1 protein-coding gene is annotated in these 12,915 nt (G+C 74.3%); it reads left to right on the forward strand.

Annotation, left to right across the window (positions count from 1 at the left end; genetic code table 11):
- Positions 1-12,915: type I polyketide synthase (locus tag ACIBH3_RS35305; protein WP_396316220.1), on the forward strand; the 12,915-nt coding region annotated here is incomplete at both ends.

The raw sequence follows: 12,915 nt of genomic DNA on the forward strand, positions 1-12,915 counted from the left end.
CGACCTGTACGAGCGGCTCGCCGCGGCCGGGTTCGGCTACGGCCCGGTGTTCCAGGGCCTGCGCGCCGCCTGGCGCCACGACGGCGACACCTACGCCGAGATCCGGCTGCCGGAGAGCGCCCACGAGGACGCCGAGCAGTACGGCCTGCACCCGGCGCTGCTCGACGCCGCGCTGCACGCCCTCGGTCTCGACATCGCCGACGGGGCGACCGCCGGCGGCCCCCGCCAGGCCCGGATCCCGTTCTCCTGGAACGGCGTCACCCTCTACGCCGCCGGCGCGAGCGCGCTGCGCCTGCGCCTGTCCGAGACCAGCCAGGACGCCGCCTCGCTGCTCCTGGCGGACGAGACCGGCCGACCGGTGGCCACGGTGGAGACCCTGGTCTCGCGCGAGGTCTCCGAGGACCAGGTGCGCAGTGCGCGCGGCGGCTTCGTCGAGTCGCTGTACCGGGTGGAGTGGACGGCGCTGCCGGTGTCCGCCGCGCCGGCCGGCCGCTGGGCCGTGCTGGGCGAGGACACGGCGGGGATGGGCGCGCAGGCGTTCGCCGATCTGGCGGAGCTGGGCGCGTCCGTCTACGCCGGACATCCCGTCCCGGATGCGGTGTTCCTGGCGCTGGAGCCGGGCGACGTCGCCGACGTCGCCTCGGCGGTGCGTGGTGCTCTGCACGGAGTGCTGGGCACGGTGCAGGAGTGGCTGGCGGACGAGCGGTTCGCGGCTTCGCGCCTCGTGCTGGTGACCCGTCGGGCCGTCGGCGCCGAGGTCGAGGACCTGGTGCACGCGCCGGTCTGGGGCCTGGTGCGTTCCGCGCAGTCCGAGAACCCCGACCGGCTGGTCCTGCTGGACCTGGACGGCGGCGACTTCTCCCGGGAGGCGCTCTCCGCCGCACTGGCGGGCGGCGAGCCCGAGCTCGCGGTGCGCGGCGGCGCCGTGCAGGTGCCGCGCCTGGCCCGGGTGGCCACCACCGTGGACGCCGTACCGGTGTTCGGCTCCTCCGGCACGGTCCTGGTGACCGGTGCTTCGGGCCTGCTGGGTGGTCTGGTGGCCCGTCATCTGGTGGCGGAGCACGGGGTGCGCAGCCTGCTGCTGGTCTCGCGCCGTGGTGCGGACGCGCCGGGTGCGGCCGAGCTGGTCGCGGAGCTGACCGGGGCCGGCGCCGCCGTCACGGTCGCTGCCTGCGACGTGGCCGACCGGGAGGCCCTGGCGGCCCTGCTGTCCGGCCACGAGCTGTCCGGCGTCGTTCACACGGCCGGCGTCCTGGACGACGGCATCGTCGCCTCCCTCACCCCCGACCGCCTCGACACCGTCCTGTACCCGAAGGTCGACGCGGCGCTCGCCCTGCACGAGCTGACCGCCGGCCACCCGCTCACCGCTTTCGTCCTCTTCTCCTCCGCTGCCGGGACACTCAGCAGCCCCGGCCAGGGCAACTACGCGGCCGCGAACGTCTTCCTGGACGCCCTCGCCGCCCGGCGCCGCGCCACCGGCCTGCCCGCCACCTCCCTCGCCTGGGGCCCGTGGGCCGACAGCAGCGGCATGGTCGGCAACCTGGACGAGCTGGACGTCCAGCGCATGAGCCGGGGCGGCATCCACGGCCTCGGCTCCACCGAGGGCCTGACCCTGCTGGACGCGGCCACGGCCACGGCCACGGCCGCCCTGGTGCCGATTCGCCTGGACCTGGCCGCCCTGCGCGCCCAGGCCGCCGCCGGCACCCTGCCCGCCCTGCTGCGGGGCCTGGTCCGGGTCCCGACCCGCCGGGTCGCCCGTGCCGGCTCCTCGGCGGGCGGCTCCGAGCTGGTCGCCCGCCTGCTGGCTCAGCCCGCCGACGACCGCGAGCAGACCCTGCTCGACCTGGTCCGCTCCCGCGTCGCCGCCGTCCTCGGCTACACCGACACGGCTGCCGTCGAGTCCTCGCGCGCGTTCAAGGAGCTGGGCTTCGACTCGCTGACCGCCGTCGAGCTGCGCAACGAGCTCAACGGCGCGAGCGGCCTGCGCCTGCCCGCGACCCTCGTCTTCGACTACCCCAGCCCGGGCGCGCTCGCCGCCTTCCTGCTCGCCGAACTCCTCGGCGGCGACGCGGACGAGAGCGCCGCCGCTACCCGCGCCGGTGCCACCCGCCCGTCCGCGGCCGCGAACGACGAGCCGATCGCCATCGTCGGCATGGCCTGCCGCTACCCGGGTGGCGTGGAGTCCCCCGAAGACCTGTGGCGCCTGGTCTTCGAGGCCGGTGACGCGATCTCCGGCTTCCCGACCAGCCGCGGCTGGGACCTGGACGGGCTCTACCACCCCGACCCGGACCACCAGGGCACCACCTACGCCCGCGAGGGCGGCTTCCTGCACGACGCGGGCCTGTTCGACCCGGACTTCTTCGGGATCTCGCCGCGTGAGGCGCTGGCGATGGACCCGCAGCAGCGGCTGCTGCTGGAGACCTCGTGGGAGGCCGTCGAGCGGGCCGGTATCGACCCGGCCTCGCTGCGCGGCAGCCGCACCGGTGTCTTCGCCGGCGTGATGTACCACGACTACGCCACCGGGATCAGCGAGCTCCCCGAGGGCGTCGAGGGCTACCTCGGCACCGGCGTCTCGGGCAGCATCGCCTCCGGCCGCGTGGCCTACACCTTCGGGCTCGAAGGCCCGGCGGTGACCGTCGACACGGCCTGCTCGTCCTCGCTGGTGGCCCTGCACTGGGCGATCCAGGCACTGCGCCAGGGTGAGTGCACGATGGCGCTCGCCGGCGGTGTCACCGTCATGGCGACGCCCGAGACCTTCGTCGACTTCAGCCGCCAGCGCGGCCTCTCGGCCGACGGGCGCTGCAAGGCGTTCTCGGCGGAGGCCGACGGCACCGGCTGGGGTGAGGGCGTCGGCATGCTGCTCGTCGAGCGGCTCTCCGACGCCCGCCGCAACGGCCACCAGGTACTGGCGGTGGTGCGCGGTAGCGCCGTCAACCAGGACGGTGCGAGCAACGGTCTCACCGCGCCGAACGGTCCGTCGCAGCAGCGGGTGATCCGGCAGGCGCTGGCGAATGCGGGTCTGGCGTCGGAGCAGGTGGATGCGGTGGAGGCGCACGGCACCGGTACGACGCTGGGTGACCCGATCGAGGCGCAGGCGCTGCTGAACACGTACGGGCGTGAGCGCTCGGCCGAACAGCCCTTGTGGCTGGGGTCGTTGAAGTCGAACATCGGTCACACCCAGGCCGCGGCCGGGGTGGGCGGGATCATCAAGATGGTGATGGCGATGCGGCACGGTGTGCTGCCGCAGACGCTGCATGTGAACGGGCCGTCGGCGAAGGTCGACTGGTCGGCCGGTGCGGTGGAGCTGCTGACGGAGCGTCGGGAGTGGCCGGAGACCGGCCGCCCGCGCCGCGCGGCGGTGTCGTCCTTCGGCATCAGCGGCACCAACGCCCACACCATCCTGGAGCAGGCCCCGGCCGCCGACCGCCGGGCCGAGCTTCCTGCCGTGGCCCCCGTCGAGGCTCCGGCCGTGCAGGCGTGGTTGCTCTCGGCGCGGAACGAGGAGGCGCTGCGCGAGCAGGCCGGCAGTCTGCTGACGCACCTCGGTGCCGGCACCGCGCTGTCCGAGGCGTCGGACGCCGATGTGGCGTACTCGCTGGCGACCGGGCGCGCCGTTCTGGAGCACCGGGCTGCCGTGGTCGCCGAGGACCGCGCGGAGTTCCTGGCCGGTCTCGCGGCGCTCGCCGCGGGCGAGTCGGCCGCGGCGAGCGTGCACGGCACCGCTGTGGCCGGCCGTGCGGCGTTCCTGTTCACCGGGCAGGGCAGCCAGCGGGCCGGGATGGGTGAGGAGTTGTACGGCGCCTACCCGGCGTTCCGCGAAGCGTTCGATGCGGTCTGCGCGGAGCTGGACCGGCACCTGGACCGTCCGCTGCGCGAGGTCATCGCCGACGCGGAGCTGCTGAACGAGACCGCGTACACCCAGCCGGCGCTGTTCGCGGTCGAGGTGGCGCTGTTCCGCCTGGTCGAGGCGTGGGGGGTGCGGCCGGACTTCCTGGCCGGGCACTCCATCGGTGAGCTGGCCGCCGCCCACGTGGCGGGTGTGCTGTCGCTGGCGGATGCCGCCGCGCTGGTGGCCGCTCGCGGCCGGCTGATGCAGGCGCTGCCGGCCGGTGGCGCGATGGTGGCGGTGCAGGCGACCGAGGACGAGGTGCTGCCGCTGCTGACGGACGAGGTGGCGATCGCCGCCGTCAACGGGCCGACGTCGGTGGTGATCTCCGGTGTCGAGGAAGCCGTTCAGCGGGCCGCGGAGCAAATGGCGGCCGAGGGTCGCAAGACCAAGCGGCTGACGGTGAGCCACGCGTTCCACTCGCCGTTGATGGACGGCATGCTGGACGAGTTCCGGGCTGTCGCGGAGCAGCTGACGTTCCAGGCCCCGCAGATCCCGATCGTCTCCACCCTGACAGGCGCCCTGGCCACGGCCGAGGAGCTGACCTCGCCCGACTACTGGGTGCGGCACGTGCGCGAGGCCGTGCGCTTCGCCGACGCCGTCCGGGTACTGGAGGCCGAGGGCGTCCGTACGTTCGTCGAGCTGGGTCCGGACGGGGTTCTGTCCGCGATGGGCCAGGACAGCGTGACGGCCGAGGCCGCCGCGTTCGTCCCCGTCCTGCGGGCCGGGCGGCCCGAGGCCCGTACGCTCACCACCGCGCTCGCCCAGGCCCACATCCGCGGCCGGGCCGTCGACTGGCAGGCCGTCTTCGCCGGCGCCGGCGCGCGCCGCGTCGAGCTGCCGACCTACGCCTTCCAACGCCAGTGGTACTGGCTGGAGAGCCAGGTGGCCCCGGCGGCCGCACCGGCCGTGGTCGACGCCGTGGACGCCCGCTTCTGGGAGGCCGTCGACAGCGGCGACTTCGAGGCGATCTCCGCGGCCCTCGATCTGGACGCCGACCGGCCGCTGGGCGAGGTTCTCGCCGCCCTCTCGGCCTGGCGCCGCCAGAGCCGCGAGCAGGCCACCGTGGACAGCTGGCGCTACCGAGCTACCTGGAAGCCGGTGACCGACACCGGTTCGGGGGCTCTCACCGGCACGTGGCTGCTGGTGGCCCCGGCGGGTCGTGGCGATGACGCGGTGGCGGCGTCCCTGGAGGGCATGCTCGTCGGGCGCGGTGTGGAGGTCCGTCGGGTCGGGCTGGATGGCCTCGCGGCCGATCGGGCCGCGGTGGCCGAGGCGCTGCGGGGTGCTCTCGGGGATGGCGCGCGGCCGTCCGGTGTGGTGTCGCTGGTGGCGGCTGCGGATGGGCCGGTGGCGACGCTGGTGCTGGTCCAGGCGCTGGGCGATGCCGGGGTCGATGCTCCGCTGTGGTGCGTGACGAGTGGTGCCGTCTCGACGGGCCGTTCGGAGCGGGTGGCCGATCCGGTGCAGGCGCAGGTCTGGGGTCTGGGCCGGGTGGTGGCGCTGGAGCACCCGTACCGCTGGGGCGGGTCGATCGACCTGCCGGAGACCCTGGACAAGCGGGTGCTCGGCCGGCTGGCCGGTGTTCTGGCCGGTGGCGGTGAGGACGAGGTCGCGGTGCGGGCGTCGGGTGTCTTCGCCCGCCGTCTGGTGCGGGCCGCGCGCGGCGATGCCGGTCCGTGGGCGCCGTCCGGCACGGTGCTGGTCACCGGTGGTACGGGTGCGCTGGGTGCGGAGGTGTCGCGTTGGCTGGCCCGGGGCGGTGCGGAGCACCTGGTGCTGACGAGCCGTCGGGGTCTGGATGCGCCGGGCGCGGCGGAGCTGCGGGACGAGCTGTCCGCCTTCGGTGTCACCGTGACGGTAGCCGCCTGCGACGTCGCGGACCGGGAGGCGCTGGCGCAGCTGCTGAGCGACCACCGGCTCTCGGCGGTCTTCCACACCGCGGGTGTTCTGGACGACGGCGTGATCGACGGTCTGACCGCCGAGCGCTTCACCGCCGTGGCCCGTCCGAAGGTGGACGCGGCCCGCAACCTGCACGAGCTGACCGCAGGTCACGACCTCTCGGCGTTCGTGCTGTTCTCTTCCATCGCGGGTTCGGTCGGCAGCGCCGGCCAGGGCAACTACGCTGCGGCCAACGCCTACCTCGACGCGCTTGCCGAGCAGCGCCGGGCCGACGGCCTGCCGGCCACCTCGATCGCCTGGGGCCCCTGGGCCGAAGGCGGCATGGCCGCAGACGGCACCGTCGAGCAGCGCCTGCGCCGCGACGGTGTGGCGGGCATGGCGCCGACGCTGGCCATCACCGCGATGCAGGACGCGCTCGACCAGGGCGACGCCGCCCTGACGATCGCCGACATCGCCTGGGAGCGCCTCGCCGCCGAGTTCGAGGCCGTTCGTCCGGGCGGGCTCTTCGCCGAGATCCCCGAGGTCCGGCGTCTGACGGCGGTGGCCGAAGCGGGTCGGGCGACCGGCTCCCCGGCTGCCGTCGGCTCCTCGCTGGCGCAGCGACTGGCCGGGCTGTCGTCCGCCGAGCGGGGCCGCGCCCTGCTGGACCTGGTGCGTGCCCAGGTCGCGGCGGTGCTCGGCTATGCCGGGTCGGAGTCGGTGGAGGCGGGCCGGGCGTTCAAGGAGCTGGGCTTCGACTCGCTGACCGCCGTCGACCTGCGCAACCGTCTCAACGCGGCCACCGGCCTGCGACTGCCGGCCACGCTGGTGTTCGACTACCCGTCGGCCACCGCGCTCGCCGACCACCTCGGCGCGGAACTGCTCGGCCTGCAGCCGATGAGCCCGACGGCCTCCGCCGCGACCATCGCGGTGGACGACGAGCCGATCGCCATCGTCGCGATGAGCTGCCGGTTCCCGGGTGGTGTGTCCTCGCCGGAGCAGCTGTGGCAGCTGCTGGTGGGCGGCGGTGACGCGATGTCGGGGCTGCCCACCGATCGTGGCTGGAACGTCGACACCCTCTACGACCCGGACCCCGACCAGGTCGGCAAGATCTACACCCGTGAGGGCGGCTTCCTCTACGACGCGGCGGAGTTCGACGCCGGGTTCTTCGGCATCTCGCCGCGTGAGGCCCTGTCGATGGACCCGCAGCAGCGGTTGCTGCTGGAGACGTCCTGGGAGGCGTTCGAGCGCGCCGGGATCGACCCGGCCACGGTGCGTGGCAGCCGGACCGGTGTCTTCGCCGGCACCAACGGCCAGGACTACCTGACGCTCGCGGCCAACTCGGCCGATGACCTGGAGGGTCACCTGGGCACCGGTACGGCGGCGAGTGTGGTCTCCGGGCGGTTGTCCTACACGTTCGGGCTTGAGGGTCCGGCCGTGACCGTTGACACGGCGTGCTCGTCGTCGCTGGTGGCGCTGCATCTGGCGGTGCAGGCGCTGCGTAACGGTGAGTGCACGCTGGCGCTGGCGGGTGGTGTCACCGTGATGGCGACGCCGGACACGTTCCTGGACTTCAGCCGCCAGCGTGGTCTGGCGGCCGATGGCCGGTGCAAGGCGTTCGCGGCCTCGGCGGACGGTACGGCCTGGGGCGAGGGTGTCGGCATGCTGCTCGTGGAGCGGCTGTCGGACGCGCGGCGCAACGGGCACCCGGTGCTCGCGGTGGTGCGCGGTAGCGCCGTGAACCAGGACGGTGCGTCCAACGGTCTGACGGCGCCGAACGGCCCGTCGCAGCAGCGGGTGATCCGCCAGGCGCTGGAGAGCGCGGGCCTGACGGCCGAGCAGGTGGACGCGGTCGAGGCACACGGCACGGGCACCGCCCTCGGCGACCCGATCGAGGCGCAGGCCCTGCTGGCCACCTACGGCCAGGAACGCCGCGACGGACGGGCCCTGCTGCTCGGCTCGGTGAAGTCCAACATCGGTCACACCCAGGCCGCGGCCGGCGTCGCGGGTGTGATCAAGATGGTCATGGCGATGCGGCAGGGTGTGCTGCCGAGGACGCTGCACGTCGACGCGCCGACCCCGCACGTCGAGTGGTCGTCCGGCGCCGTCGAACTGCTCACCGATAACCAGCCGTGGCCCGAGACGGGCGACCTCCGTCGCGCTGGCGTCTCGGCGTTCGGTGTGAGCGGGACGAACGCCCACACGATCCTGGAGCAGGCTCCGGTGGTCGAGGAGTCTGCCTCCGAGGTGTCGGTGTCGCTGCCGGTGGTGCCGGTGGTGGTGTCGGCGAAGAGTGCGGAGGCTCTCGCGGCGCAGGCCGTGGAGTTGGTGGCGCTGGTCGAGGGTGACGAGTCGCTGGGTCTGGTGGATCTGGGCTTCTCGCTGGCGACGGGCCGGGCCGCGTTCGAGCACCGGGCCGGGTTCGTTGCGGGGGACCGCGTGGAGCTGCTGGCCGGGTTGACCGGCCTGACCGGCTCCGGCGCGATGACGGAAGGCCGTACGGCGTTCCTGTTCACCGGCCAGGGCAGCCAGCGCGTGGGCATGGGCGAGGAGCTGTACGCCGGGTACCCGGTGTTCGCGGATGCCTTCGACGAGGTGTGCGCGCACCTGGACCAGTACCTGGAGCGGCCGCTGCGTGAGGCGATCGCGGACGAGACGCTGGTGAACGAGACGGGCTTCACGCAGCCGGCGTTGTTCGCGCTGGAGGTGGCGCTGTTCCGCCTGGTGGAGTCGTGGGGTCTGACGCCGGACGTTCTCGCGGGTCATTCGATCGGTGAGCTGGCCGCCGCGCACGTCGCCGGGGTGCTGTCCCTGGCGGACGCCGCGAGGCTGGTGGCGGCTCGTGGTCGCCTGATGCAGGCGCTGCCGCGCGGCGGAGCGATGGTGGCCGTCCAGGCGACGGAGGCGGAGGTGCTGCCGCTGCTGACCGAGGGCGTCGGTATCGCCGCCGTCAACGGGCCGATGTCCGTGGTGGTCTCGGGTGCCGAGGACGCGGTGCTCGCCGTGGCGGAGCAGCTGGCGGCCGAGGGCCGTAAGACCAAGCGACTGACGGTCAGTCACGCGTTCCACTCGCCGCTGATGGACGGCATGCTGGATGAGTTCCGTGCGGTGGCGGCCCGGTTGACGTTCGAGGTTCCCCGGATCCCGATCGTCTCCACCCTCACCGGCGCGCTCTCGTCCACCGAGCTGACCGATCCCGAGTACTGGGTGCGGCACGTCCGTGAGGCGGTGCGCTTCGCCGACGCGGTCCAGGTGTTGGAGGCCGACGGGGTCCGTACGTTCGTCGAGCTGGGTCCGGACGGTGTGCTGTCCGCGATGGGCCAGGAGAGCGCCGGCGAAGCCGCGTTCGTCCCGGTTCTGCGGGCCGGCCGGCCCGAGGCCCGTACGCTCACCACCGCCCTGGCCCAGGCCCACGTCCGCGGCGCCAAGGTGGACTGGCAGGCCGTCTTCGCCGGCACCGGCGCCCGCCGCATCGACCTGCCGACCTACGCCTTCCAGCGCCAGCGCTACTGGCCGGAACCGGCGAGCCGGGCTGCCGGGGATGTGGCCTCCGTCGGTCTGGCGGCTGCGGGGCACCCGTTGCTGGGTGCGGCCGTCCCGCTCGCCGCGGTGGACGGGTTCCTCTTCACGGGCCGGCTGTCGGTACAGTCGCACCCGTGGCTGGCCGACCACGCCGTGATGGGCTCGGTACTGCTGCCGGGCACGGCGTTCGTCGAGCTGGCGATCCGCGCCGGCGACCAGGTCGGCTGCGGGGTGCTGGAGGAGCTGACCCTGGCCGCGCCGCTGGTCCTGCCCGACCAGGGCGGTGTCCAGGTGCAGCTGGTGGTCGAGGAAGCCGACGAGTCGGGCCGCCGCGCGGTCAGCCTGCACTCCCGGCTGGAGGACTCCACGGACGGCGAGCTCTGGACGCGGCACGCCACCGGTGTGCTCGCGCCGAGCCACGGCGCGGCGGCCCCGTCCTTCGATCTCGCCCAGTGGCCGCCGCAGGGTGCCACTGCGGCCGAGGTCGACGACCTCTATGCGTTCTTCCTGGACGCCGGGTTCGGGTACGGGCCGGTGTTCCAGGGCCTGCGGGCCGCCTGGCGACTGGGCGACGACGTCTACGCCGAGGTCCGCCTGCCGGACAGCGCTCGCGACGACGCCGCCGGCTTCGGCCTGCACCCGGCGCTGCTCGACGCCGCGCTGCATGCGGTCGGCATCGGCGACCTGCTGGAGGAGAGCGGCGGTGGCCGCCTCCCGTTCGCCTGGAGCGGTGTGACCCTGCACGCGGCCGGGGCCTCGGCCCTGCGGGTGCGGATGTCCCCGGCGGGCCGTGACACGGTGTCCCTGGAGCTGGCCGACGAGTCGGGCCGTCCGGTGGCCTCCGTGGCGTCCCTCGCGATGCGCGAGGTGTCGGCGGAGCAGGTCCGGGCGGCGAGCGGTGGTCCCACCGAGTCGCTGTACCGGATGGAGTGGACCGCTCTGCCGGTGTCCGCGGCCCCGGCCGGCCGCTGGGCCGTGCTGGGCGCGGACGGGTTCGGTGCGCAGGCGTACGCGGACCTGGCGGCGCTGGGCGTGTCCGTCGACGCGGGGCACCCCGTCCCGGACGCGGTGTTCCTGGCACTCGAGCCGCGCGAGGCCGCCGACGTGGCCTCGGCTGCGCGCTCCGCCCTGCACGGTGTGCTGGGCACGGTGCAGGAGTGGCTGGCGGACGAGCGGTTCGCGGCCTCGCGTCTGGTGCTGGTGACCCGCCGGGCCGTCGGTACCGAGGTCGAGGACCTGGTGCACGCCCCGGTCTGGGGTCTGGTGCGCTCGGCGCAGTCGGAGAACCCCGGTCGCTTCGTCCTGCTGGACGTCGACGGCCCGGGGGTCCCGAACGAGCTGCTCTCCGCCGCGCTGGCGGCCGGCGAGCCCGAGCTCGCGGTGCGCGAGGGCGTCGTCCGGGTGCCGCGCCTGGCCCGGGTCGCCGTCGACCCGCAGGCCGGGCCGGTGTTCGGCGGTACGGGCACGGTCCTGGTGACGGGTGCCTCGGGTCTGCTGGGCGGCCTGGTGGCCCGGCACCTGGTGGCGGAGCACGGGGTGCGCAGTCTGCTGCTGGTCTCGCGTCGTGGCGCGGATGCGCCGGGTGCGGCCGAGCTGGTCGCCGAGCTGTCCCAGGCGGGCGCGTCCGTCGAGGTGGCGGCCTGCGACGTCGCCGACCGCGATGCGCTCGCTGCCGTCCTTGCCGGACACGAGCTGTCCGGTGTGGTCCACACGGCCGGTGTCCTGGACGACGGCATCGTCGCCTCGCTCACGGCCGAGCGGCTCGACACCGTCCTCTCCCCGAAGGTCGACGCGGCGCTCGCCCTGCACGACCTGACCGCCGGTCACCCGCTGACCGCGTTCGTCCTGTTCTCCTCCGCCGCCGGTGCCTTCGGCGGGCCTGGCCAGGGCAACTACGCCGCGGCGAACGTCTTCCTGGACGCGCTCGCGGCGCAGCGCCGGTCCGCCGGCCTGCCCGCCACCTCCCTGGCCTGGGGCCCCTGGGCCGACGGCGCCGGGATGGTCGGCAGCCTGGACGCGCTCGACGCGCGGCGCATCAGCCGCGGCGGCGTGCAGGGTCTGCTCGCCGCCGAGGGGCTGGCGCTCTTCGACGCGGCGGTCGCCACAGGCGACGCGCTGGTGGTCCCGATCCGGCTCGACCTGGCCGCCCTGCGTGCCGAGGCGACGGCCGGCACGCTGCCGCCGCTGCTGCGCGCGTTGGTCCGGACCCCGGTCCGGCGCGCCGTCGAGAACGGGATGCCCGGCCAGACGGCGGGCTCGGCCCTGGCACAGCGCCTGCTGGCCTTGCCGGGCGAGGAGCGCGAGGCGGTCCTGCTGGACCTGGTCCGCTCCCGGGTGGCCCGCGTCCTCGGCTACGCCGACGCGAGTGCCGTGGAGTCATCGAAGGCCTTCAAGGAGCTGGGCTTCGACTCGCTGACGGCGGTCGAGCTGCGCAATGAGCTGAACGGCGCGACGGGCCTGCGGCTGCCGGCGACGCTCGTCTTCGACTACCCGAGCCCTGGCGCCCTCGCCGCCTTCCTCCTGACCGAGCTGGTCAGCGAGGAGCAGGTGGCAGCGGTCGCGGTCCGTGGCCCGGTGGTGGATGACGAGGCGATCGCGATCGTCGGTATGGCCTGCCGCTACCCGGGCGGTGTGGAGTCCCCGGAGGATCTGTGGCGCCTGGTGTCCGAGGGCCGGGACGCGGTGTCCGGCTTCCCGGCGGGTCGTGGCTGGGATCTGGAGAACCTCTACCACCCCGACCCCGATCACCAGGGCACCTCGTACGCCCGTGAGGGCGGGTTCCTGCACGACGCGGGCCTGTTCGACCCGGCGTTCTTCGGGATCTCGCCGCGTGAGGCGCTGGCGATGGACCCGCAGCAGCGGCTGCTGCTGGAGACCTCGTGGGAGGCCGTCGAGCGGGCGGGCATCGACCCGGCGACGCTGCGCGGCAGCCGGACCGGCGTGTTCGCGGGTGTGATGTACCACGACTACGCGACGGGCGTCGGCGAGCTCCCGGACGGCGTGGAGGGCTACCTCGGCACGGGCGTGTCGGGCAGCATCGCGTCCGGGCGTGTCGCGTACACCTTCGGCCTGGAGGGCCCGGCGGTCACGGTCGACACGGCGTGCTCGTCCTCGCTGGTCGCGCTGCACTGGGCGATCCAGGCGCTGCGTAACGGCGAGTGCACGATGGCGCTGGCCGGCGGCGTGGCGATCATGGCCACCCCGGAGGTGTTCGTCGACTTCAGCCGCCAGCGGGCCCTGTCCTCCGACGGGCGCTGCAAGGCGTTCTCGGACGACGCGGACGGTACGGGCTGGGGCGAGGGTGTCGGCATGCTGCTCGTGGAGCGGTTGTCGGACGCGCGCCGCAACGGGCACCAGGTGCTGGCGATCGTGCGCGGTAGCGCCGTCAACCAGGACGGTGCGAGCAACGGTCTCACCGCGCCGAACGGTCCGTCGCAGCAGCGGGTGATCCGGCAGGCGCTGGCGAACGCCGGTCTGGCGTCGGAGCAGGTGGACGTCGTCGAGGCGCACGGCACCGGTACGACGCTGGGTGACCCGATCGAGGCGCAGGCGCTGCTGAACACGTACGGGCGTGAGCGTTCGGCGGAGCAGCCGTTGTGGCTGGGGTCGTTGAAGTCGAACATCGG

This window comes from Kitasatospora sp. NPDC050543 (assembly GCF_044457565.1).
GTDB lineage: Bacteria > Actinomycetota > Actinomycetes > Streptomycetales > Streptomycetaceae > Kitasatospora.